The organism is Bartonella sp. W8151, assembly GCF_016100385.1.
Classification (GTDB): domain Bacteria; phylum Pseudomonadota; class Alphaproteobacteria; order Rhizobiales; family Rhizobiaceae; genus Bartonella; species Bartonella apis.
Window position 1 is genome coordinate 135,751 of sequence record NZ_JACFSO010000003.1, and the last position, 24,545, is coordinate 160,295.

Genomic DNA, 24,545 nt, shown 5'->3' on the forward strand with positions numbered 1-24,545 from the left:
GAAATGAATATCAACGCAATTTCTACTTATGTCTTGAACAATTCGCAGCGCTCGATTGTGTCGCAAGCTCAATCCGAGATCAATGAAGCAAGTTATGAATCAACAACACAGAGGGTTAGAGATCCGGGCTTGAAACTTGGCCGGCAGACAGGTCGCTTTGTTGATAACGAGAACCAGATTTCGACACTTCAGGGCTTGAAAGATAGCAATAATTTGGCCGCTCAGCGTATGGCTTCGGCGCAAACTGCTTTGCAAAGTCTGGTGGGTGCGAGCACAAAAGATAAACCGGGTGGCAGCCTTGTCCAGTTTAACAAGGCTTTGGTGGGCGACAATGTTTCAGCTACGCCCGAGACAATGCAGTCTGCTGCTCAAACAGCTCTCGACTCTTTCGTTTCGGCAATGAACACCAGCTACAATAACGAGTATGTTTTTGGTGGATCAAATACAAGCGAGCCGCCTTTCGATTACTACAAAGCAGGCAGCAATACTGGCGGTAGCAAAATTGTTCAGGATGCATTCAGAGATTACTTCGGCTTCAATCTTGATGATCCGCAGGTTGCCAATATAACAGATGAACAAATGAAGTCCTTTATTGATGGACCATTTGACAAGTTGTTTGAAGAACCAAGTTGGTCAACAAATTTCTCTCGCGCTAAAGATGGCGCGGTCATGAACCGCATATCTGCAAGCGGCGAAACTGTTGATATTTCAGCAAGTGCCAATGATGCCGGTTTTCGTCATGCGATGAAAAATATGGTTCTCGTTGCCGAATTCGGTAACATCGGGCTCTCTTCAGCTGCCCAGCAAGTTGTAGGCGATCGTGCAAGAGCTTCTTCCGATAATAAGTCGACCGGAAGCGCGATTAACGAGATTATAACGTCGGCGTCCAATTTAGGTAACTCCCAAAATCGGGTTACCAATGCCAATGACCATATCAATGCACAGTTAAGTATATTGAACCAGACACGTAATGATATGATCGGGGCAGATGCTACTGAAGCATCTGCAAAATTGGTGCAGCTCCAAACTGTATTGCAAATTTCTTACAATATGACAGCTCGGATCGCCAAAATGACTTTGGCAAATTATATTTAATTTAATCCTTTTGGCGTAAATTAAATAACACGGATGTAAAATCTGGGGAATTTTTGATGTATCAGATGCGGTACGAAGATATAATGGAAGACGATCAAATGGGCGCTCGCGAGCGCGAAAGTATTCTATTTGATCGCTGTATTAAAATGCTACGTGCTGCCCAGAAGGCAGGTCCAAGCACCCGTGAGGCGTATGAAGCCGTAGCCTTCACGCGCAAATTGTGGATTATTTTGATTGAAGATTTGGGGCTGGCGGAAAATGCACTCCCGACAGACCTGAAAGCCTCTCTGATTTCCATTGGTTTTTTTATTCTGAAGGAAATCCAGAGATTGGAGAATGGGGAAACAGCAGATTTTGATACTTTGGTGGAAATCTCTGAATCCATCAGAGACGGTCTTGCTACAAATCCGGAGAAAAGTAAAAATGACTGATAAAACGATGCATATTACATTGCGGCCTAATGAAAAAATCTATCTGAACGGCGCGGTGCTGCGGCCGGATCGCAAGGTCACATTGGAGCTTCTGAATGATGCAACCTTTCTTCTTGAAGCCCATGTCATGCAGGCAGAGGATACAAATACTCCTTTGAAGCAACTTTATTTCGCTGCACAGGTCATGTTGATAGACCCAGATACTGCCGACAAGACTGTAATGATCTTCGTTGAAATGCTGGGGAAGATGCTGCGCACATTTAACGACCCGATCATTCTGGAAGGTTTACGCAAGTGCATTGATTTGACTGAACAGGATAAGATTTTCGAAGTCTTGAAGGTCATTCGTGGATTGTTCGATCGGGAAGCCACAATTATGGGTAAAAAGCCCGCCCCTGCAAAGGAAAAGAAAACAGCCTAATTTTAGGAGAAAATTCATGACCATAAGTGCTGTCGATAATAACACATCAAGCCTTATGAAATACACTCCGGCAACGAATACCGCTGCCGGAAAGACTTCACCATCTTTATCGAGTTTTGCCTCGCAGGCTGAACCAAAAACAGACGATGATAAGAGTGCAACCACAGGTACGAATTCTGCTCCTGCAACAACAGCTGCACCAACGACCGGAACGCAAACACCTTCAACGTCGAATACAGGTACGACTACCGGTTCTACGACTGCTACATCAAGCACGGACGGAAAAGCCCCAACGGCCGATTATAATACATTTATCAAATTGTTGATTGCGCAAATGAAGAATCAGGATCCTACAAAGCCGATGGATTCAACCGAATTTGTTTCGCAATTGGCAAGCTTCTCGGCAGTCGAACAACAAACCCAGACAAACACCAAACTTGATACAATGGCTAAGTCACTGAACAATATTATGGTTGATGGCCCGATTTCCCGTGCCGAAGGGTATGTGGGAAAATATCTTTCATTTACAGATGAAAAAGGCGTTGTGACTGCAGGAACGGCACAATCTGTTACGATTTACAGCGACGGTTTGATTGCTAAACTGGACAATGGCAAAGACCTTCTTATCGGGCCTGGTGTGACTGTGATGAATAGCAAGCCACAGGCTTGATCTGATCGGGGTTAGAAAAAAATGAATGAAGCCGATGCCGTAGATATGATGACGGCGGCAGTGTGGACCGTTCTGGTTGCAAGCGGTCCTGCTGTTGGTGCTGCTATGGCCATCGGCATTGTTATCGCGCTGTTTCAGGCTTTGACACAAATACAGGAAATGACGCTGACTTTTATACCTAAAATTGTCGTCATTTTCGTTGTTCTTGCACTGACCGCTTCGTTTGTAGGCAGTCAAATTTATTCGTTTACCCAGTTAGTCTATGGCCGCATTGAATCGGGATTTTAATCCCATGATTCTTTATAGTATAAAGAAAATATAAAACACAATTTATCGATATTTGTATTATTCAGCGTTCGTATTTGTAATTGATCTGACGTCTGTTTTTCTGAGATCTATAACACAAATATATACGTCGAGCTACGATCCATGCTCTCTAATATCGTTCGGTTAAAACACTGAATGGGTATTTAAACGACACAAAAAATGGAAACAGCCATTTAATGGCTATTTCCACTTGGAATTGTTAAAATCCACCGTTTCGAAAAGTTAGATATTTTCTTTAGTAGTTTCGGGATTTATTCCGTTCACACTAACTTGTGTATCAATTTTGAAGCTTCCGGGATTAGCAGTTGAAAGATCTGTATCACTATCCGCTTGAACCGTTGAGGTTGGATTCTGGGATCCATCCGCTTTCAAACCGGTAGCCTTTTTATCTGCACTTTTATCATCAAAGGATATATGCGGCAGATGGGTTTTACCTTTCGAGCCAACCTTTCCACCACTTAGCGAAAAATCATCTTTTGCCTGAATGCCGCTAGACCCCTGATCGCTTGTTCCGTCAGCATTGCCATCATTAGCTGATTTAACTTCCGGCGTAACTTTATTATCGCCAGCTTCAGGAACCTTGGCTTTCTGATCATCAACCTTCGCCACAACATCAACATCCAAGCGTGTTGTACTGCCATCCGTTTTCTTGCCATCCAAGCCATTACCGGATTGGCCTTGAACAGCTTCAAAAAGCTTCTCCATTTCGGCGCGAGCTTCATCAAGATTTTTCTGATGTAAAGCTTCTTGAGACGCTGTTTGTTGTTCCTTTATAAGCTCTGTAATGTGAGCCATTATCTCAGCGACACTCGCAGAAATCGGATAATGCGGCCGCGGTTCAACAATAGGAATTTGTTCCACAACCGAGTCGGTCCGAGCCGTCTGCGTTGATGGCACCGCTACTTGCACGGTCGTCAACGAACGGGTGCCTGATGTAGCATCAACCGGTTGCATAATTACTCTCCAAAAACTATCAACAAGCTCCAATCTTCATGATTTTTCTTGTTCTGTTTCAAGCTCCTCATAAGCCTAGTTGGCATAATATTCTTTTTTTTAGAAAAAAGCAAGAATTCTTGATGATTTTCAAATATCAACAGGAAATAAAAGAATCCAACGCCCTTGGTATAACGAGAATCCTATTTTAACTTTGAAATAACTAAGACGTTCATCAAAAGCGTAATCTAATCGGAACAACAATATATCAATTGCCAGGTTGAAGTTCAACTGGACTTTCAATTGTTTATATGCCACCAATGTCAAGGTTTCTTAGCCTTTTGGCTTCTAATAAGCAATAAAGCAGCAACTTTAAGCTGTCGTTCATATAAAATTGGCGTTGTTGAAAACAACTATTTACATGATGTTGTGCTAAATTGATTATCCCATCCGTTCCGAAGCGTAGCTCCCGGGTGTTGCGGGGAAGACAACCGTGCGGTTATCGTTAATAAAAACGCGATGATGGATATGAGCGTGAATGGCGCGTGCTAAAACTTGCGCCTCGACATCCCGCCCCAGTGCAACGTAATCATCTGCGTTTTGTGCATGAGTTACACGCACAACATCCTGTTCAATAATTGGTCCTTCATCAAGATCGGCTGTCACATAATGGGCGGTGGCACCGATAATTTTGACACCGCGTTGAAAAGCTTGCTTATACGGGTTTGCCCCCTTGAAGCTTGGCAGGAATGAATGATGGATATTGATAATTTTTCCCGACATTTCTTTGCAAAGCCGATCGGACAAAATTTGCATATAGCGGGCAAGAACAACGAGCTCCGTTCCGGTTCCGGAAATGATTTCGAATAAACGGTCTTCGGCTTCGCGTTTGCGGTCTTTATTGACCGGAATATGGTAAAAGGGGAGGTCATTATTGACAACGAGTTTTTGATAATCAAGATGATTGGAGATAACACCCGTTATATCAATTGGCAGCGCACCTATTCTCCAGCGATAAATGAGATCGTTCAAACAATGGCCGAATTTTGATACCATGATCACAACTTTCATGCGGTCTTGTGTATCAAAAAAATTGGCGTTCATAGAGAATTCACGAGCAATCGGCTCAAATGCCTTTTCGAGCTCGTGCATATCTTTCCCGCCTTCACTATCAAAACCGACGCGACAAAAGAATTTTTTCGACAGTGCATCATCAAATTGCGAACTGTTGACAATGTTACATGTATTTTTTGCCAAAAATGTCGATATAGCGGCAACGATGCCCCTTCTTGCGGGACAAACGACAGTTAAAACAAAACGTGACATTGTCATTTGTATCATGTGTCCTATTAGCCAATCAATTGTTATTCATATCGGGTGACTTCCGGTTATTATCTGTTTTTAAATAAGAAATATGAATATAATATTATTGTTAGGTTATCGATGGGGCATCGATAATTTTTGCTCGTTACAAAGCTTGCGTTTTTGCCAAATGACATGGCAATTATTTCTCTACAGTTGTAAAGTAATAGGAGTTCTTTCCATTGAAGGAATTCGGGAGACAAGAGTCTCCTTGATATGGACATTTGGTCTATGATGAAAAATGTTGGTTGGTTCGTTGCAATTGTTGGACCGAGTGGGGCGGGAAAAGACACGGTCATTAATGTTGTTCATGAGGTTCTGGCAAATAACGAGGACTTTTTATTTACCCGACGTATAATCACGCGACAATCCGGTATCTCGCGACAAAATCGACAAGATGAAAATTCGAAAAAATTAGGTAACGAAGACAATATAGAAGTATCAGTGGCACAGTTCCTGAAACTTCTGGATCAGGGCGCATTCTCTATGCACTGGTTTGCGCATGGAATTTATTATGGCCTTCCCGCTGATATTGAGAATGACGTAAAACAAGGGAAAATTGTAATTGCCAATATCTCGCGAAATAGTCTTGGAATGGCAAAAAAACTATTCGACCATGTTCTCGTCGTTGAAATCAATGCTCCGGCGCAAATTCTGAAAGAACGACTCATCAATCGTAAAAGAGAAAGTAAATCAGATATTGCCGAAAGGCTAGAACGTGCAAATGTTCCAATCCAATTGCCCGACGGGGCTGAATATTGCTACATAGATAATTCGGGTGATGTGAAAATTGCTGTCGGCAAATTATTGCTAATTCTGGAAAAATTGGCTGCACAAAATTCCCGCATGACTGCAGACAAGCATTAAAACTATAGATCATAAAACCTGTATTTATTTTTTCCCCGATTTACGGCGAAATCTATTTTTCCAACCAAAGTAAATTATTTTCTTTGCTTTTCGAAAAGTCAAAAATTGTTGTTTTATGATCTCTGTGTTCTGGAACATGGAGAAATCGTCAAGCCGATTTTGAGCAAAGAACAGATAATCGATGTTATTGCGAAAAACATCTTGTTACGTCAGTGCAAGAGCACTTCGGCCTATTCATATATTCAATCGCGTTCAGGGCTGATTTAACAACTCGCGCCCAGACAGACGACATTGAGAGAAGAACAAATCGTTAAACGAGGATAAAAGGAGGTTAAAAGCAACCTCCCGTCCAATAACAAAAATATGCTAACTAAATGTGCAATTTAAAACGGAAGCCGGTCATTCCGGCTCATCTTCGTCCGGCTCGCTGGTAAAAAGATTTTCCCCTACGACATCTCTATCCTCGTCACTCAACGGATTTTCTATATCTTCTGCTTTCTTGTTGCGTGGACGGAATTTGCCCTCATCGTCGCCTGTAACGTCATCAAAAATGTCGACAGTATCGACGGGACCATTCTTATCATCGTCCTGTTCGTCGATTTTTTCGACATCGACTATTTTTACATGTTTATTTTTATCGTCATCGGACATTTTTAAAATTCCTGTATTCGTTCTTCTGATTAAATGTGTGTTTCAACCTGATGGTCTGCAAGACTAGATCATTTTTTTATTACTCCTGTAAATGATGTAGTTTTTAACTGCGACAATTCACCCCGTTAAACAAAAATGATGAGGGGGGGTCGATTGAGAAAAACAGATGGCTAATTTCATGTAACTGTGTTTACTGACATTGTCTTGGAGCTATCTCGCCTTTTAGGGAGAAAAAATCGCTAATCAAGCCTTCATTGCAACGTTCATGCAGCGAATACTGAACGTTGAAAGCCCGCTTATAAAGTTTGAAATACTAAATATCGGATTTTTTAAAATCATAATAAAAAGGTTTAGGCGGGATTGAATCGGGACGCTAGTGCACTGGAATGGAAACAGACTATGCTGGATGTCATTCGGTGCAAAACTGTGGCAATGGCTCAGCACTATTCGAATCGCGCAAACTGATCAAAAAAGGCTGGTAAATTAGATAATTGGCCCGAGAAGTGAGTGATCAGCATAAAAGCTTGTCTACCTGCTGCTGAAAAAGTGTCTAACTTTTTCACCACAAAAAAATCAGAAAGTAAATTATGTAATCTTTTCAAGGAGATAAATTGGCTGGGGAACCTGGATTCGAACCAGGACTGACGGAGTCAGAGTCCGCAGTTCTACCGTTAAACTATTCCCCAGCATTTCTGCTTTTTGCGAGAACAGCATGGCTTTTAGCATATCCATTTCAATATACAAGCCTAAACTTGAGAAAATAATCCTGTCATAGTGCGTTCAATCTGTTGGCTGAATTCCCGATAAAAAATTTCGACTGCCGCATCGCATTTCCGGCTTAACGTTCGATAAGATTTCGTTTTAACTTTTAAGCTTTTTTCAAAAAAATGAAGAAGCTTGGTTCCAGCTATTGGTAAAAACCGTCAACGCTGTTACATTAGAAACAACGATAGGTAATGAAGTGTCCATTGTGAGGAAATGTCCCCATGGCGCTTTTAAGGAAAGATGATGATGACTCCGTTGATCGACAATCCGGAAGGGTCGGAGCGGGGGAAGCCGAGCGGAAATGATGCAAAAGGTGTGCATGAACGCTTGGAAAGGCATGAAAATGGCGGCGGAGAACCGCCTTTAACAGGGTCTTTAGCTGTTCCCCCATTCAGGAAAAAGCGCGCCAAAAGGCGTCAGAACGCGAAGTTGCGCGCGTCTGGCGAACAGACTGCAGCTGCTGGACCTGAAAAATCCCGTTGCAAAAAAAAACGTTCGCGTCAAACGCCGGTTTTGGCAATCTCCGACGATAATAGAACGAGGCCAAAAAGTGTTGAAAAGCAAAGCTCCACGGACGAGTTCAAAAGGCATGGACATCCAATTCATAGCTGTTGGAAAAAAGTGCCACTTTATGCAGCACTTGATTTGGGAACAAATAATTGCCGTTTGTTGATAGCCGCGCCGACTAAACCAGGTCATTTTCACGTTGTCGATGCATTTTCGCGCATTGTGCGTCTGGGAGAAGGATTGGGGCGTACGGGGTGTCTGAACGAAAATGCGATGGAGCGGGCAATCGAGGCTCTCAAGGTTTGTCGTCTAAAACTTGATCAAAGAAAGATCAAACGGTGCCGGCTTATTGCAACAGAAGCTTGCCGGTCTGCAGAAAACGGTCAACGTTTTATTGAACGGGCTGCACGCGAAACCGGTATTGATCTTGAAATTATCGATCGCGAGACAGAAGCACGTCTTGCGGTTGCGGGCTGTGGCACACTGGTTGAAGATGATACCGATGCGATAGTTGTCTTCGATATAGGGGGCGGGTCGTCAGAAATCGTATTGATCGACCGGTCGAAAAAACGCTCTCCACGGCTTGCCGAACATATTATTGCATGGACGTCGTTACCCGTTGGTGTCATTACTTTGGCCGAGCGTTTTGGCGGTGAAAATGTGACGGCCGATGTTTTTGAAAAAATGAAGGATTATGTCCGTCGTTTGTTGATGCATTTCGAGGGGCGCAAGAAACTTGGAGCATTGGCAAAAAGTCCGCATTTCCATTTGCTGGGCACTTCGGGGACGGTCACAACGCTCGCCGGCATTCATTTGGAACTTGCCAAATATGACCGTCGTTTGATTGACGGAATTTGGCTTAATAATGATGATGTCGAACGCATGACCAAACGTTTGCTTTCATGGAATCTTGAAGAACGCATTGCCAACCCGTGTATCGGACAGGATAGGGCTGATCTGGTGCTTGCCGGCTGCGCCATTCTTGATGTCATACGAGAAGAGTGGCCGTCCGAACGGTTGAGGGTGGCTGATCGTGGTTTGCGGGAAGGGATATTGACGGAATTGATGTCACGCGATGGTGCATGGAGAAAACGTCGTCATATGAATGCACGTTTCGGTCTGCCAAGAAATCGTGAAAGTGAGCGTTTATGACAACAAAAAAAACAGGAACACATGCTGGTGGAAGAGGCGGTGCAGGCACACATGAACTCCACACAAGGGTAAAAAAGAAAGCCGGAACGATCAAGGCGTCATCACGCAGATGGCTTGAGCGTCATCTCAACGATCCTTATGTGCATCAATCAAAAATAGACGGATATCGTTCCCGTGCAGCTTACAAGCTTATCGAAATCAATGAACGCTATCATCTCTTAAAAAAAGGACAGAAGATTATTGATCTTGGTGCAGCCCCTGGTGGCTGGTGTCAGGTAGCGGCAAAAATTGTTGGCTCTACAAATGACCATCCTTCTGTCGTTGGCATTGATTATCTTCATATGGATCCCTTGCCGGGTGTTACAATGCTGGAAATGGACTTTCTTGATGATGATGCACCCGAAAAGCTGATGGGCGCTCTTGGAGCCAAGCCCGATCTCGTAATTTCCGATATGGCTGCGCCGACAATCGGTCATAAGCAAACCGATCATATCAGAACGATCCATCTTTGCGAAGTGGCTGCCGATTTTGCCGTATCGGTCTTGAAACCGGGCGGGCATTTTCTTGCCAAAACCTTTCAGGGCGGCGCAGAAAATGAATTGCTGACAATATTGAAGCAGAATTTCAAAAAGATTTACCACGTCAAGCCTCCGGCAAGTCGGGCGGAATCGGTCGAGCTTTATTTGTTGGCCTATGATTTCAAGGGTAAAAACACTTGAACAGGGCTAATGGGGGCTGGTGTCGTTACTTCGCCTAACAAAACCGTATGATTGATAATAGTTTTTATAGTTCGGGCCGAAAATCTGAAAATCGAATGTGCTGAAAAACTTGTGACCGATAAAAGCACATGCCATGACAAGAGAACGTCGCAATTTCGGACTGTTCGTTAAATTCGTGTCCAAGACGGAGGCTGGTTGGAAATCTGTTGAGGAGACGATGAATATTTGCTCTTCCGGATATGTTTGAAGTTCAAAAGCGTATCTATCGGCTGGTTGGATGATTTTCGCGAAAAAGTCGAGCTTTCCAACGAGAGTTTGTGTCATTATCAAAGCTGCTTTTTTAAATATCGGGCTAAAAATCAGTAAAACTATTTCGCTTTCCATCTCTATAGCCTTGTCCGGAACTTTGCGCTATGAGAGAGGCAAAGACCAACGAAGAGTATAAAAAATGAAATTTCTCGATCAGGCGAAAGTCTATATCCGTTCCGGAGATGGCGGGGCAGGTGCAGTTTCCTTCCGGCACGAGAAGTTTCTCGAATTCGGCGGGCCCGATGGCGGTGACGGTGGTCGCGGCGGTGATGTCTGGGCTGTTGCGGTCGACAGTTTGAATACGTTGATTGATTACCGCTATCAGCAACATTTCAAAGCCAAAACCGGTACGCATGGTATGGGGCGCAATATGACGGGTGCCAAAGGGGCGGATGTCGTATTGAGAGTACCGGTTGGTACCCAAATTTTTGAAGAAGACAACGAAACGCTTATCTGTGACTTGACAGAGGCGGGGCAAAAATTTTGTCTGGCAAAGGGCGGAAATGGAGGTTTTGGCAATCTGCATTTTACCACGTCGACCAATCGCGCGCCCCGTCGAGCCAATCCCGGACTTGAAGGGATCGAGCGCACAATCTGGTTGCGTTTGAAGTTGATTGCCGATTGTGGACTTGTCGGCCTTCCGAATGCCGGAAAATCCACTTTTCTTGCGTCTGTTACAGCCGCAAAACCTAAAATTGCCGATTATCCGTTTACCACATTGCATCCCCATCTTGGCGTGGTTCGTATTGACGGGCGTGAATTCGTACTTGCCGACATCCCCGGCCTTATAGAAGGTGCCCATGAAGGCGTTGGCATTGGCGACCGGTTTTTAGGTCATGTCGAACGCTGTCAGGTTCTTTTGCATCTTGTTTCTGCCCAGGAAGAAGATGTAGCGAAAGCTTATCAGATCATCCGTGACGAATTGGAAGCCTATGGTCACGGGCTTTCTGAAAAACCGGAAATCATTGCTTTAAGCCAGATTGATATTCTTGACGAAGAAAAAAAGCAGGAAAAGCAAAAACAACTGGAACAAATATCAGGGAAAAAAGTCCATCTTTTGTCAGCAGTTACGCACGCAGGAATAGAGGCGACTTTGCGTTCGATTGCTCGAAATATTGACGAAAGTCGCAAAGAGAAAGCCGCGAAGGAAGCCGGAGAATAGGCATTCATGGTGCAGGAATTAAAAAAACTTGATCAATATAAACGTATTGTTGTCAAAATCGGCTCGGCTCTCCTTGTTGATCGCAAACACGGTCTTAAAGTTGAATGGCTTGAAAGCCTGATTAATGACGTCGCCGCGTTGGAGAAAAAAGGCGTGGAGGTGCTTCTGGTATCATCCGGTGCTATTGCCTTGGGACGCACGCTCTTGAAACTACCGTCGGGTTCTCTCAAACTTGAGCAAAGTCAGGCTTGCGCGGCAATCGGACAGATCGAACTTGCCAAAGCTTATGGAGCCCAATTGTTAAAACATGGCGTAATGACCGGCCAAATTCTGCTGACACTTGTTGATACAGAAGAGCGCCGCCATTATCTCAATGCAAGGGCAACAATCAATACGTTACTTCATTTTGGTGCAGTTCCTGTCGTTAACGAGAACGACACGGTTGCAACCGGCGAAATCCGTTATGGCGATAATGATCGTCTGGCAGCACGCGTTGCAACAATGATGGGAGCAGATCTCCTTATTCTGTTATCCGATATTGATGGCCTTTATTCTGCACCGCCGCATCTTGACGATCATTCGGTATTCATCCCCTATATCCGGTCGATCAATCCCGCTATTGAAAAAATGGCGGGTCTTGCCGCTTCCGAATTATCGCGTGGGGGAATGAAAACAAAGCTTGAGGCAGGCAAAATTGCCAATCAATCCGGAACAGCAATGATTATAACATCGGGTAAACGCCTCCACCCGTTGGCCGCTATTGATCAAGGTGAAAGGGCAAGCTTTTTTGCAGCGAGCGAAAAGCCTGTAAGTGCTTGGAAAACGTGGATATCCGGTCAGCTTGATCCATCAGGTACATTGACGATAGACGAGGGGGCAGTGCGCGCATTGAAAAGAGGAAAATCTCTTCTTGCAGCCGGTGTTGTTGCCCTTGATGGTGATTTTCACCATGGTGATACTGTGGCGATTGTTGACAAGGATAACATCGAAATCGCAAGGGGATTGGTCAGTTATGATCGGGATGAGGCCGATCGTATTATCGGATTGAAAAATTCCGAGATCGAAGCTGTTCTCGGCTATGAACCAAGATCTGCAATGGTCCATCGCAATGACATGGTTTTGCGGAGTTAGCTATCATTTATTATCAATAATTTTTGTTATGCTTGCGTTATAAATATCGTTCCTTAAGCTTAGCGGTCGGTAGAGTTATAATATATATTGAGTTATCGGATGCGATGTGGCTAACTGCCGGCACGTGGTGGTTTAAAAGGAAAATGTTTCATGGCTGGTTTGCACGACAATCTTTTGAAAATGGGAAAAGATGCCCGTTTGGCTGCCCGGACATTGGCGCTTGCCCCCTCGCTTAAGAAGACACAAGCACTTGAAGCGATCGCCAAAAATATTCGCGAGCGTAAAGATGATATATTGTCGGCCAATGCCAAAGATATAGAAAATGCCAAAAAGAATGGTATGAGTGCTGCTCTTGTTGACCGTCTGCTGCTTGATGAAAAACGAATTTCATCGATAGCCGATGCCGTTCATACAATTGCTGGTCTTCCTGACCCCGTAGGCGAAATTATGAGTGAATGGAAACGCCCGAACGGATTACAAATCCAGCGCGTTCGCACGCCGCTTGGCGTTATAGGTGTCATTTATGAAAGCCGGCCCAATGTGACTGCCGATGCAGGCGCCTTATGTCTGAAAGCTGGCAATGCTGTTATTCTTCGCGGTGGCTCCGATAGTTTTCTGTCGTCAAAAGCAATTCATGAAGCAATGGTTGAAGGCTTGAAGTTTGCCGGTTTACCGGAACAGTCTATCCAGTTTGTCGACACAGTCGATCGTGATGCGGTGGGTGAATTGCTCACCGGCCTTGATGGCAATATCGACGTTATTGTTCCAAGAGGCGGCAAAAGTTTAGTCGCGCGTGTGCAAAAGGAAGCGCGTGTTCCCGTTTTCTCCCACCTTGAAGGTTTGTGCCATATCTATGTTGATAAATCCGCTGATCTCGACATGGCAAAAAAGATAATTATCAATGCCAAATTGCGACGCACGGGGATATGCGGTGCGGTGGAAACTATTCTTGTTGACCAAGCAATTACCGATAAGATCATTCCGGTTCTTATTGCACTTCAACAGGCGGGTTGTGAAATTCGTGCCAGTGAAGATCTTGTTGATAAAATTCCGGGTGCCAAGCTTGCCACCGAAGCCGACTGGTCGACCGAATATCTTGACGCCATTGTATCGATAAAGACAGTCAATGGTGTAGAGGGCGCAATCGATCACATCAATCACTATTCTTCCCATCACACAGAATCGATTATTGCCGAAGATAAAAAGGCGGTCGACCTCTTTTTCAGAAGTCTCGATTCAGCAATTCTTATGCACAATGCGTCGACACAATTTGCGGATGGTGGAGAATTCGGTTTCGGAGGTGAAATCGGCATTGCTACGGGCAAAATGCATGCTCGTGGCCCGATCGGTGTCGAACAATTGACGACATTTCAATATCGTGTCAACGGTAACGGGCAGATACGTCCTTGAATGACGTTTTCCGATATGAAAACAAAATGCCGCATTGCGAAAACGGCAATCGGATAGGCCTTTTTGGCGGGTCGTTCAATCCGCCTCATGAAGGGCATCTGCTGGTTGCCAAAATTGCTCTTCGTCGATTAAAACTTGATGAATTATGGTGGATGGTAACCCCGGGCAACCTTCTGAAAGACAGAAGCGGACTTTTGCCGCTTCATGAAAGAATGCGTTTAAGTGCCGAACTCGTTGACGATCCGCGAATAAAAATTACCGGCTTTGAACAAACAATCAAATCCTATACGTCAATTACAACGCTTTCCTATTTACTCGCTCACCATCGAAATATCCGCTTCGTTTGGGTCATGGGGGCCGATAGTCTTGCGACATTTCATCAATGGCAGGAATGGAAAAAAATCGTCAATACCATCCCGATCGCTATTATTGACCGCCCGTCAGCTTCAATGTCGGCACTTTTTTCACCAATGGCGGAAACATTCCGGAAATTTCGTGTTAAAGAATATAATGTTGCTGCATTGCCTTATAAAAAACCTCCTGCTTGGGGATATATCCACGGTCGACGCTCTTACGCGTCTTCCACGGGCTTGAGGCAGAAAAACGCAAAGGAGTGCGTGAACGTGAAAGCAACCGAAAACAGGAAACATGCCGATTTTTCTTGAAAAAAAGCGGTAAGTCTGTAACCATTATAATAAAGAAACGGGTGTTAAAACAAGAATTTATATCGGTTTGAAAGGTGAGTAATCTGAAAAAAACTATAGAAACATCAAAGAAGCATAAAATCGGTGAAGACGCTGCCCTTCAACAAAATTTAGCGGACGATCATGCCGGTTTGATTGTCGAGAATAATTTGCAGCGCGTTCTTTCGAGCCTTGATGATTCAAAGGCGCAGGATGTTATCACGATTGACCTTCGCGGGCGTTCCCCGTTAGCCGACTATATGGTGATTGCTTCGGGCGGTTCGCAGCGCCATGTTTCGGCATTGGCTGACCATCTTCTCTATGCCCTTAAAGATTGTAATAAAGGTCAAACCAGAGTGGAAGGCTTGAGCGAATGTGATTGGGTGCTGATTGATCTCGGCGATATTATTGTTCACTTGTTCCGGCCGGAGACACGGGAATTTTATAATCTCGAAAAGATGTGGGGAACGGCGAACAACAATAACGGTATTGCTCTTAAGGTCGGAGAAAATTGACGTGCAGATTTCGGTATTTGCCGTTGGACGTATGAAAAAAGGCCCCGAGCAGGAACTTGTCAGCCGTTATTTCGACCGATTTTCAAAATTGGCACCTTCCTTGGGGCTGAGCTTTCAAAATGTTCATGAAATTGTCGAAAGTCGGCTACAAAATGCCGACCAGAGGATGGAAGACGAGGGTGAGAAACTTCTCGACACCTTGCAAGAGGGGAGCCGTCTTATTGTTCTCGACGAACGCGGAAAATCGGTAACATCGGTTCATTTCGCGCGGATGTTACAGAAATTTCGCGACGAGAGCAGCAAACATCTGACTATTGCTTTGGGTGGTCCCGACGGACATTGTGAAAAGGTCCGTAAACGGGCTGATTTGTTACTGTCATTCGGTGCAATGACATGGCCTCACCAGATTGCACGAATTTTGCTTAGCGAACAACTTTATCGCGCAGCAACGATTTTGAGTGGTCATCCCTATCATCGCGTGTGACGGCGTTCTGAAAATATTAAAAACGCGTTTGTTAACTCCATCTTAGGGGGAAACTGTTTAAAACTGTGTTTTAAACGTCAAACGGCTTCAACAGGAAAAATGGTAAGTTTTGTCATCAGACATGATGCAAGGTTTATCTCGCATATATTTGCGGGAGCTGTGACGATTTGTGCTTTGATCTATTCGGCTTTTCCCGCTTTCGGCGATGAAAACGGAAATAGACAGGTGGCAGCCAAAGCACTCGAAGATATTCGCCAGACAATGACGATATCACGACAGAAAATGGCTGAATTGGCAGGTCAGGTTGATAATTTGAAAAAAGATCAACGAACATTGACAGCCGAAATTGTTAAAGCCGCAAAGAACGAACGGGAAGCTTCCGAAAAAATTGCTGCAAGCGAGAACAAGTTAAAAGACCTTCTTGATGAAAAGTCGAAAGTAAAGCAGAATCTCGATAGCCGAAAGAACGAATTTGCTGAAGTCCTTGCAGCTCTTGAACGAATGGGACTTAATCCGCCTCCGGCTATTCTTGTCGAGCCGGATGACGCGTTAAAATCTGTCCGCAGTGCAGCACTTTTAGGAACGCTTGTGCCGGAAATGCGCGAGAAAACATTGGCACTTTCGGCAAGCTTGAAAGACCTCACCGCTGTTGAAAATTCAATTAAAACCGAACATGAAGAAATGAAAAATCAGGTTCAGTCGCAGGCCGAACAACAAAAACGATTGAGCCTGTTGCTTGAAGAAAAAGCAAAATTGCAAAAAACTTCCGAAAGCGAACTGACCAAACAAAGAAAAAATATCGCGGAACTATCGGAAAAAGCAAAATCTCTTGAAGATCTGATTGCCGAACTCGAGCGGCAATCGCGCCAGCAAACTGCGAGCACCGGCATTACAAGCCAAAATGCGGGGCTTCTTCAAAATCTTGATTTCGAGGCGAAAAAAGGTAGCCTTGTTTTACCGGCAGCGGGCAAGGTCGTTCAGAAATTCGGGGCCAATAACGGTGCAGCCCTTGGTGATACAGTTGAAACACTACCGGGAGCAATTGTAACAGCTCCCGCTGATGGAGTGGTTGCCTATGCCGGACCATTTCGTTCATATGGCGAGTTGGTAATCCTTGATACAGGACAGAATTATCATATATTGCTTGCCGGAATGGACAAGATCAATGTAACCCAGGGCCAATTTTTGCTTTCAGGTGAGCCGGTTGGTACAATGGGTATTCAACAAGTTGCTAGTGCGGCTTCTTTGGATATAGGCAAAAGCACTCCGATGCTTTACATTGAGTTCAGAAAACAAGGTAAACCTGTAAGTCCGGCACCGTGGTGGGTAGCTGGTAAGTCGGGAAGGAACCAGAATGATTCGTAAATTGACTGTTTTGGCTGCCGGAGCATTATTGGGCGCAAGTTCAATGATCATGATGCAATCTTTTGCAGCAAATAGTGATGGTGACACTTATAAGCAGCTTGCCATTTTTGGTGATGTTTTTGAACGCGTGCGGGCACAATATGTGACAGTGCCTGACGATAAAAAACTGATTGAAAATGCTATCAACGGTATGTTGACTTCGCTTGATCCGCATTCATCCTATATGAATGCCGAAGAGGCAAAGGATATGCGGGTTTCCACCAAAGGCGAGTTTGGCGGATTGGGTATTGAAGTGACAATGGAAAATGACCTTATCAAGGTTGTTTCGCCAATGGAGGATACGCCTGCTTCCAAAGCTGGCGTTCTCGCTGGTGACCTGATATCCAAAATTGATGGCGAACAGGTGCGCGGTCAGACCTTGAATGATGCTGTCAGCAAAATGCGTGGCGAAGTCGGCAAGCCGATCAAACTGACAATTATCCGTAACGGTGTTGATAAACCACTCGAAATCACTGTTATTCGCGATATTATCAAGGTCAAGGCCGTCAAATATCGGGTCGAGGGTGATATCGGTTATTTACGTCTCATCCAGTTTACTGAACAAACTTATGATGACTTGCAGGCAGCTATTAAAGACATCCAGTCGAAGATTCCGGCAGATAAGCTTAAGGGATATGTCCTTGATCTGCGTTTGAATCCGGGTGGATTGCTGGATCAGGCTGTCAGTGTATCGGATGCATTCCTAGATAAGGGTGAAATTGTTTCAACTCGTGGACGTGATCAGGCAGAAGTCATGCGCTTTGACGCAAAACCGGGCGACATATCCAATGGCAAGCCGTTGATTGTTCTCATCAATGGCGGGTCGGCCAGTGCTTCCGAAATCGTCGCTGGCGCCTTGCAGGATCACCGCCGTGCAACGATTCTTGGCACGCAATCTTTTGGCAAAGGCTCGGTACAAACAATTATTCCGCTTGGAGATAACGGTGCTCTTCGTCTGACGACAGCGCTTTATTACACGCCTTCGGGTTCTTCAATTCAGGGCAAGGGGATTACGCCCGATATCAAAGTAGATCAGCCATTACCGGACGAATACAAGGGCTATGACGTCAATTTGGGCGAATCCGAGTTAAAAGGTCATATCAAGGGCAATCAGGAAGATGATAAGGGATCCGGCTCTGCCGCCTTTGTTCCGAAAGACCCGAAAGACGATATCCAGCTTAATGAAGCCTATAAATTGTTGCGTGGTGAAATGGCAAATGCTGCCTTTCCTCCGAATCCGCAAAAAGGCGTCCCGAATTGAACAAAATAAAAAGCGCGTTCAACGCGCTTTTTATTTGTCAAAATCGGACTTTGGAAGCTTGCCTCCGAAGGAGAGATCTGAAACGGAAGGTTCCGATTTTGACAAATATAACTTAAGGGTGGCAGGCCTGATCAAAGCGATATAGAATCTTGATATGATTTCGGATGGCAATACATTTGGTAATAAAAGATGACAAAAAACGATATAGATAAACAAAAAAACAAGACAGATTTGCCTTACCGTAAGTGCGTTGGAATTGCCTTGTTTAATAAAGACAATCAAGTATGGGCCGGACGGCGAATTACAAACCGTTTAAGCGAGCTCAAAGGTGCTTCCAAAATATGGCAAATGCCGCAAGGGGGAATTGACAAGGGTGAACACCCTATCGAAGCGGCAAAACGAGAACTTTATGAAGAAACCGGTGTCCGTTCGATAGAATTGATTGCGCAAACCGGGGGGTGGCTTACATACGATTTGCCTGAGGAACTTGTCGGCATTGCGTTGAAGGGCAAGTACCGCGGGCAAACACAAAAATGGTTTGCATTCCGCTTTACAGGTGATGACAAAGAAATTGCGATCAATCCGCCTCCGGCAAACAATACTGCAGAATTCGATCAGTGGAAGTGGGTGGATCTGGAAGCACTTCCGATGATGGTGGTGCCGTTTAAACAAGCTGTTTACGAAAAGGTTGTTGCCGAGTTCCGGCATATTATTGCGTGATACAGTCAAACGGATGAAATTTTTCTGGTTTCAACGCATCAGTTCCTTTATACGTTGTGTTTGAATTTCAAATATCGGGGAAATACTTCCAGAAAGAATTTTAATATGAAACGTTTGCTCAGTTCTTTTTTTGTGGCTGGATTACTTTGTTCTACTTTATCAGCCGTCGCCGCTAATGATAAGGGCGGCAGACCCAATGCCGCAACGTTGCCGAATGGTGCTTCGTCGCTTACTGAAACCTATGGGCTATGGACTGTCAATTGTGCCATACAGAATGGTGAAAAAGCTTGTGCTCTGCTTCGTCAGGAAGTGAACAACCAGAACCAGCCGGTCATCAGCATGAATGTTTCGACAAATAATAACGGGGATGTTTCCGGTGTTATTGTTGTGCCTTTCGGCATTCTGGTTTCCAAACCGGTAAAGCTTCAGGTTGATGATACCAAGGCGGTTATTGAAACAGGCGTTCGTACCTGTATGCCTGTCGGTTGCATTGTTCCTGTTGCCTTTGACAAAACGTCAACTCAAGCCTTACGCGCTGGTAAACAACTCAATGTCAAAGCAACTTCGGCCGGAAATAATGAACAGCCGCTGGATAATCTCTTTGTGCAACTTGATGGCTTCGGTTCGGCTCTTGATCGCTTGAATGCACTTAAAAAATAATCCGTCGACTGCATAATCGTTTGATTAGTTTGATTTGGAAAAATGGCTCGAAAGAGCCATTTTATTTTTTGAATAATAAAAGCCTTAATGCATTGAGTGTGACGAGAACAGTTGCTCCGGTATCGGCCATAACAGCAAGCCAAAGTCCTGTAATGCCGAAAATTGTTGTCAAAAGAAAAATCAATTTCAAGCCGAGCGCTATGGCGACATTTTCCTTGATATTCAACATTGTTGTTCGGGCAAGCGAAATAAGTGTCGGTATATCGCTCACACGGTTGCGCAATATGGCAGCATCGGCTGTTTCCAAGGCTACATCGGTTCCCGAGCCCATGGCAATGCCGGCATTTGCAGCGGCAAGTGCCGGTGCATCATTGATACCATCCCCCACCATAGCAACAATATGATTTTTGCCAAGTTCATTGATGGCTTCCACTTTCATGCCCGGCATCAATTCGGCTTTGACCGCAATACCCAGTTTTCTTGCAATGGCTTCTCCGGTCTGTTTATTGTCACCGGTCAGCATAACGGCTTCAATGTTTAACCGGCGGAGTTCTTCTAAAGCCTCGGAAGCATCGTCCCTTGGCTCGTCGCGCATTGCAATAACGCCGATTGCCTTACCATCATGATGAACAACGACGACCGTCTTTCCTTCGCTTTCGAATTTTTCAGCACTTTTTTGTAATGTTTGGCCGATAATTCCGTAATCGCTTGAAAATCTTGGGGCTCCGATGAAAACCGGTTTACCTTTCCACTCGGCAATAATACCTTTACCGGCAACGGCTTTGACATCTTTTACCGAAACGGCTTCTATTTTACGTTTTCCGCTTTCAGTGATGATCGCAACAGCAAGCGGGTGGCTAGATTCCCGTTCCAGAGCAACGGCAAGTTGCAATACCTCGTTTTCCGAATATTCGGTTGCAACAACATCTGTGACAACAGGTGTGCCTTTGGTCAAAGTACCGGTTTTATCGAATGTTATACAATCGACCTTCGATAAAGTCTCGACCACGTTCCCGCCCTTGACAAGAAGACCATGACGGGTGCCGGTCGAAAGTCCGGATGCAATTGCAGCCGGAACAGAAATAACAAGCGCACAAGGGCAACCGATCAATAATAGAGCCAAGCCGCGATAGGTCCATTCTCTCCATTGCCCGTCAAAGAGTGGAGGGATAACGGCGATGAGGATAGCTATACCGACGATAATCGGCATATAGACTTTAGAAAAAGCATCGATAAACCGTTCTGTCGGGGCTTTCGCATCCTGTGCTTCTTCGACAAGCGATATGATGCGTGCAATGGTATTATCGGAGGGTTTTGTTTCCACACGAATACGCAATGTTGATTCATTGTTGATGGAGCCGGCGAAAACCTTGCTGTTGATTGTCTTTGTTACCGGGATCGATTCGCCTGTAATCGGCGATTCATCGACACCCGAGGTTCCCTCGATAACAACGCCGTCAGCTGGCAAACGATCGCCCGGTCTTGCAAGGACAATATCTGAAATCCGAAGGCTGTCGGCAGGGACTTCTTCAAGTTTGCCGTCTACTTCTTTCCAAGCGGTTTTAGGAGCAAGCTTGCTTAGTGATTTGATGCCTGCACGTGCATGACCCGTTGCAACCCCCTCAAGCACTTCGCCAACACAAAAGAGAAAAACCACTACGGCTGCTTCCTGAGTTGCGTTAATGAAAATGGCACCGATTGCCGCAATGGTCATCAGCATTTCAATCGTAAAGGGGCTGCCATTTTTCAATGCTGCAAACGCCCGTTTTGCAACCGGAAGAAGTGCAGCGAGAGCGGCAATTGTAAAAAACCAGAATGACAAATGTGGTAAAAAAGTCGACGCAATATATGCAAGAGCAAGGAGAACACCGGACAAGATCGCCGCTTGGCCTTTTTGTGTTTGATACCAGTATTTTTCTTCTTGTTGTTCACGCGGCTGGTCATTGTCGATTTTATGCAGGCGATAGCCAAGCGATGCGACTGTCTTTTCTATCTCTTCCGGGCTCACACGGCTTTTATCCGCTTTTAAAGACAGTCTTTCTCTGGTAAGCGAAACATGGACATTTTCCACGCCCGACATGCGCTCCAAAGCGGTGGTAATCGTTCTTGCACAGGCTGCGCAATCCATGCCTTCAACGCGCCATAAAGAATCGTTTCCCGCTTCTAACCGCGGGTCGTCATCGACGATTTCTTCATCTTCATCATCATCTTCATGGGAATGATCGTGGCAATGACCGCCACAGCAATGATCATGAGTATGTTCATGGTGGTCGTCATGATGATGTCCGGCATGCGAGTGATGTTCATGACGATGTTCTTTTTCATCTTCGGACACCGATTCGACCTTATTGCTACTTTGTGCGGTCTCCATTGGAGAATGGGAAACAATGTCTTGGCTCTGTTCAACAGGTTTTGCGGCATTATCGTTATTTATTTGATGATTATGAGCATGTGGAACGGTTTTCTTTTCGACTTCAGCCATGGCTCGTTTCTCCTCTTCCGGGCTTCCAGTCACGTAACGGAAACTTCAACACCAAAATTGCAGAATTTCGAATTTCATTTTTGAAGATCTGACTCTCGAAATCCGCGAACTGAAATTCCCGAAAATGACATTTCCGACGGTGGAATTCATTGTCGAATAACTATATAATTCCTGTAGTAACTACAGGTTCAAGAGAAAAAATGCAGAAAATCTATTTTTCAATCGGCGAACTCTCAAAGCATACCGGATGTAACATTGAAACAATCCGTTATTATGGGAAAATCGGCCTGCTGGACGAGGCCGAGCGCACAGAAGGAAATCAGCGCCGTTATGTCGAAGCTGATTACAAGCGTCTGTTGTTTATTTTAAGAGCTAGAAATCTCGGCTTTTCTATCGAAGCCATCCGCCAGCTTATAACGCTTTCCAAACATCCGGATGATCCATGCGGGGAAGCAGATACGATTGCACAAAAGCAACTTGCAGAAACGCGCATGAAAATTTCACGCCTGAAAATTCTGGAAAAAGAGCTGGAGAGAATAACAAAGCCATGCAGCGGCCATAAAATACATGAATGCAAGGTTATTGAAAGCCTCGCAGATACAAGCTCTCTTCAAGCATGACAGCTTGAAGAGAGAATTCTGTTGATTTTTACAAGGCTTGAGGCGTGTAGCCCTCTTCCTTCATAATGTCAGCCAAACTTGCCTTGTCGTCCACACCTTTGACTTTGACGAGATGTTTGTCGAGTTCGATATTGACATCGGCAGACGGATATTTTTCTTTGATAGCGTTGGTGATTGTTTTTACACAATGCCCGCATGTCATATCCTCTACCTTGAACAAGCTTGTGTTTTGATCAGACATTTTTATATTCCTTTGCCTATTGACTATTTACTATAATATGAGGGGTTCCTATAGGGTAAGGTCAAGGGCGGGGAGTAGTTTATTTTCATAAAGCCCGCAAAACAGGAAAAAGATGAAGTCTGCACGTAATTTGAATGGTGATGACATACGCACTTTGGGACTTGCCTCTCTGGGGGGAGCACTCGAGTTCTATGACTTCATTATATTTGTGTTCTTTACAGCCGAAATTTCCCATACGGTTCTCCCGTCGGAAATGTCGCCTTGGCTTGCCACAACGTGGACCTATGGCATATTTGCCGCCGGTTATCTGATGCGCCCTATAGGGGGAGTCGTCATGGCGCATCTTGGTGATAAACTCGGACGCAAGCGTATTTTTACTTTTTCGGTCCTTTTGATGTCGCTTGCAACCTTGGGTATGGCTTTTGTACCGACCTATAACCATTTTGGTATTCTTTCTCCGCTTATTCTTTTGGCCTGCCGGATGATGCAGGGGTTAGCCGTCGGCGGCGAAGTTCCCGGTGCGTGGACATTCGTAGCCGAACATGTTCCCGAGCGTCATGTCGGGCTGTCTACAGGCGTTCTTACCTCCGGTTTATCTCTTGGCATTCTGATCGGTTCTTTTATCGCGTTTGCAATCAATCACATTGTTCATAACAATGTTTTGCCGTGGCCTGAAAATGTTACCGATTTTTGGGGCTGGCGGGTTGCCTTCATCATTGGCGGGATTTTCGGGCTGATTGCTGTCTGGCTCCGGCGGTTTCTGGAGGAAACGCCAATTTTCAAAGAATTGAAAAGGAAAAAAGCTCTATCCAAAGAAATCCCTTTGAAAGTGGTTTTGACGAAATATCTGGGAAGTGTTGTCGTTGCTGTTCTTTTGACATGGACCTTATCCGCAACGATTATGATCAGTACCTTGCTCACGCCGAACTATATGAAAGCTGCGCCTTATTATTATTCAGGTGACGTCACTCTTGCTGCCAATTCGATTACCAGTTTTTTCCTTATTCTTGGAACGCCGGTTGCAGGATTTCTTTGTGACCGTTTTGGCAGTGGCAAGTTTTTTACCTTTTCGGGAATTGTTTTTGCGGTCGTCTCTTACGTTTTTTATCACTGTGCAGGATATTCAACGGGCGTGTTTTTCGTGCTTTCAGCCTTTCTCGGTTTTTTTGCCGGTTATGTCGGTTCGGTTGCTTATGTGATTGTTCGCAGTTTTCCGGCCACAGTCAGGTTTTCGGGATTGTCTTTTTCTTATAATATTGCCTATGCCGTTTTCGGTGGCTTGACGCCATGGGCAATCAATTTGATGCAACCGGTTTTTCCTATGTTTCATATGTGGTATCTGATCATCATTTCTCTTCTTGCAAGCCTTGTCGGGCTTTACCTCATTTTTTTCGGAGAAAAGAAACAAATGCCGATAGGGATAGAGGAGCTCGAAACAAAGGATTTGTGATTGCCGCGATCGGAATATGCCCTGACCAGAATGTGCCCCGATCGGAATATGCATTGTATTCACAAACTTTTGCTGTGCTTGTGATTTTTCATGATAAGTTTTAAGCGCTTGTT

25 protein-coding genes and 1 tRNA gene are annotated in these 24,545 nt (G+C 44.8%); 20 read left to right on the top strand and 6 right to left on the bottom strand.

Features of this window, described 5'->3' with window-relative positions; all coding sequences use genetic code 11:
• Positions 1–3 precede the first annotated feature (3 nt).
• From H3V14_RS06035 to fliQ, 5 genes are read left to right on the top strand one after another with little or no spacing between them, the layout of a single operon-like run.
• Positions 4–1,095 carry a flagellar hook-associated family protein gene (locus tag H3V14_RS06035; protein WP_198227332.1) on the top strand — a complete coding sequence of 364 codons (1,092 nt, stop codon included), beginning with the start codon at positions 4–6 and terminating at the stop codon, positions 1,093–1,095.
• Between the two features lie 56 nt (positions 1,096–1,151).
• Positions 1,152–1,526 carry a flagellar biosynthesis regulator FlaF gene (gene flaF / locus H3V14_RS06040; RefSeq protein ID WP_075870274.1) on the top strand — a complete coding sequence of 125 codons (375 nt, stop codon included), beginning with the start codon at positions 1,152–1,154 and terminating at the stop codon, positions 1,524–1,526.
• Positions 1,519–1,947, top strand: a complete 429-nt coding sequence (gene flbT / locus H3V14_RS06045; RefSeq protein WP_246785062.1) for a flagellar biosynthesis repressor FlbT — start codon at positions 1,519–1,521, stop codon at positions 1,945–1,947. Before flaF ends, flbT begins: the two co-directional genes overlap by 8 nt.
• Positions 1,948–1,963: 16 nt before the next feature.
• Positions 1,964–2,617 carry a flagellar hook assembly protein FlgD gene (gene flgD, locus H3V14_RS06050; RefSeq protein WP_246785064.1) on the top strand — a complete coding sequence of 218 codons (654 nt, stop codon included), beginning with the start codon at positions 1,964–1,966 and terminating at the stop codon, positions 2,615–2,617.
• 21 nt (positions 2,618–2,638) lie between these two features.
• Positions 2,639–2,905: a flagellar biosynthesis protein FliQ gene (gene fliQ, locus H3V14_RS06055; protein WP_075870273.1), complete on the top strand. Its 267-nt coding sequence runs from the start codon at positions 2,639–2,641 to the stop codon at positions 2,903–2,905.
• A 261-nt stretch (positions 2,906–3,166) separates the two neighbouring features.
• On the opposite strand, the gene H3V14_RS06060 is transcribed toward fliQ, so the two are convergent.
• Entirely contained in the window at positions 3,167–3,898 is a 732-nt protein-coding gene (locus tag H3V14_RS06060) for a hypothetical protein (protein WP_198227334.1), read from the bottom strand.
• Between the two features lie 420 nt (positions 3,899–4,318).
• On the bottom strand, positions 4,319–5,203 hold the full coding sequence (gene purU, locus H3V14_RS06065; RefSeq protein WP_198213872.1) for a formyltetrahydrofolate deformylase: 885 nt from the start codon (positions 5,201–5,203) through the stop codon (positions 4,319–4,321).
• A gap of 267 nt (positions 5,204–5,470) precedes the next feature.
• On the opposite strand from purU, the gene phnN reads away from it, so the two are divergent.
• Entirely contained in the window at positions 5,471–6,106 is a 636-nt protein-coding gene (gene phnN, locus H3V14_RS06070; protein WP_198213493.1) for a phosphonate metabolism protein/1,5-bisphosphokinase (PRPP-forming) PhnN, read from the top strand.
• Positions 6,107–6,505: 399 nt separating this feature from the next.
• On the opposite strand, the gene H3V14_RS06075 is transcribed toward phnN, so the two are convergent.
• The gene (locus tag H3V14_RS06075; protein WP_198227336.1) at positions 6,506–6,757 is read right to left on the bottom strand and encodes a hypothetical protein; all 252 of its coding nucleotides are present in this window, start codon (positions 6,755–6,757) and stop codon (positions 6,506–6,508) included.
• Positions 6,758–7,369: 612 nt separating this feature from the next.
• A tRNA-Gln gene (locus H3V14_RS06080) sits at positions 7,370–7,443 on the bottom strand.
• 319 nt (positions 7,444–7,762) lie between these two features.
• Between H3V14_RS06080 and H3V14_RS06085 the strand changes: the two genes are divergently transcribed.
• The 12 genes from H3V14_RS06085 to H3V14_RS06140 all read left to right on the top strand — a co-directional run bounded on the left by H3V14_RS06085 (position 7,763) and on the right by H3V14_RS06140 (position 19,639).
• Positions 7,763–9,181 carry a Ppx/GppA phosphatase family protein gene (locus H3V14_RS06085; RefSeq protein ID WP_198227338.1) on the top strand — a complete coding sequence of 473 codons (1,419 nt, stop codon included), beginning with the start codon at positions 7,763–7,765 and terminating at the stop codon, positions 9,179–9,181.
• Complete coding sequence (locus H3V14_RS06090) at positions 9,178–9,900, top strand: RlmE family RNA methyltransferase (protein WP_198227340.1); 723 nt, start codon at positions 9,178–9,180, stop codon at positions 9,898–9,900. Before H3V14_RS06085 ends, H3V14_RS06090 begins: the two co-directional genes overlap by 4 nt.
• A 448-nt stretch (positions 9,901–10,348) precedes the next feature.
• Positions 10,349–11,371, top strand: coding sequence for a GTPase ObgE (gene obgE, locus H3V14_RS06095; RefSeq protein ID WP_075916147.1), 1,023 nt, complete (start codon positions 10,349–10,351; stop codon positions 11,369–11,371).
• Between the two features lie 6 nt (positions 11,372–11,377).
• Positions 11,378–12,502: a glutamate 5-kinase gene (gene proB / locus H3V14_RS06100; protein WP_198227342.1), complete on the top strand. Its 1,125-nt coding sequence runs from the start codon at positions 11,378–11,380 to the stop codon at positions 12,500–12,502.
• Positions 12,503–12,652: 150 nt separating this feature from the next.
• A complete protein-coding gene (locus tag H3V14_RS06105) occupies positions 12,653–13,912 on the top strand; it encodes a glutamate-5-semialdehyde dehydrogenase (RefSeq protein ID WP_198227344.1) in 1,260 nt (419 codons plus the stop codon).
• 26 nt (positions 13,913–13,938) lie between these two features.
• Positions 13,939–14,577, top strand: coding sequence for a nicotinate-nucleotide adenylyltransferase (locus H3V14_RS06110; protein WP_075870449.1), 639 nt, complete (start codon positions 13,939–13,941; stop codon positions 14,575–14,577).
• Between the two features lie 119 nt (positions 14,578–14,696).
• Positions 14,697–15,110, top strand: coding sequence for a ribosome silencing factor (gene rsfS / locus H3V14_RS06115; protein ID WP_371809454.1), 414 nt, complete (start codon positions 14,697–14,699; stop codon positions 15,108–15,110).
• Position 15,111: 1 nt separating this feature from the next.
• On the top strand, positions 15,112–15,594 hold the full coding sequence (rlmH, locus tag H3V14_RS06120; protein WP_075870263.1) for a 23S rRNA (pseudouridine(1915)-N(3))-methyltransferase RlmH: 483 nt from the start codon (positions 15,112–15,114) through the stop codon (positions 15,592–15,594).
• Positions 15,595–15,693: 99 nt separating this feature from the next.
• Positions 15,694–16,959 (top strand): murein hydrolase activator EnvC, encoded by a 1,266-nt coding sequence (locus H3V14_RS06125; protein ID WP_198227346.1) that lies wholly within the window; start codon positions 15,694–15,696, stop codon positions 16,957–16,959.
• Positions 16,949–18,259 carry a S41 family peptidase gene (locus tag H3V14_RS06130; protein ID WP_198213477.1) on the top strand — a complete coding sequence of 437 codons (1,311 nt, stop codon included), beginning with the start codon at positions 16,949–16,951 and terminating at the stop codon, positions 18,257–18,259. Before H3V14_RS06125 ends, H3V14_RS06130 begins: the two co-directional genes overlap by 11 nt.
• A 189-nt stretch (positions 18,260–18,448) precedes the next feature.
• On the top strand, positions 18,449–18,979 hold the full coding sequence (locus tag H3V14_RS06135; RefSeq protein WP_198220942.1) for an RNA pyrophosphohydrolase: 531 nt from the start codon (positions 18,449–18,451) through the stop codon (positions 18,977–18,979).
• Positions 18,980–19,084: 105 nt separating this feature from the next.
• A complete protein-coding gene (locus H3V14_RS06140; protein WP_075870260.1) occupies positions 19,085–19,639 on the top strand; it encodes an invasion associated locus B family protein in 555 nt (184 codons plus the stop codon).
• Between the two features lie 61 nt (positions 19,640–19,700).
• Here H3V14_RS06140 and H3V14_RS06145 read toward each other — a convergent pair whose 3' ends face one another.
• Positions 19,701–22,121, bottom strand: a complete 2,421-nt coding sequence (locus H3V14_RS06145) for a heavy metal translocating P-type ATPase (RefSeq protein WP_246785066.1) — start codon at positions 22,119–22,121, stop codon at positions 19,701–19,703.
• 200 nt (positions 22,122–22,321) lie between these two features.
• On the opposite strand from H3V14_RS06145, the gene H3V14_RS06150 reads away from it, so the two are divergent.
• On the top strand, positions 22,322–22,741 hold the full coding sequence (locus H3V14_RS06150) for a helix-turn-helix domain-containing protein (RefSeq protein ID WP_075914915.1): 420 nt from the start codon (positions 22,322–22,324) through the stop codon (positions 22,739–22,741).
• Positions 22,742–22,769: 28 nt separating this feature from the next.
• Here H3V14_RS06150 and H3V14_RS06155 read toward each other — a convergent pair whose 3' ends face one another.
• A complete protein-coding gene (locus H3V14_RS06155) occupies positions 22,770–22,982 on the bottom strand; it encodes a heavy-metal-associated domain-containing protein (protein WP_198227348.1) in 213 nt (70 codons plus the stop codon).
• A 112-nt stretch (positions 22,983–23,094) separates the two neighbouring features.
• Here H3V14_RS06155 and H3V14_RS06160 point away from each other — a divergent pair, with 112 nt between their 5' ends.
• Complete coding sequence (locus H3V14_RS06160; protein WP_198227350.1) at positions 23,095–24,432, top strand: MFS transporter; 1,338 nt, start codon at positions 23,095–23,097, stop codon at positions 24,430–24,432.
• Positions 24,433–24,545: the final 113 nt, after the last annotated feature.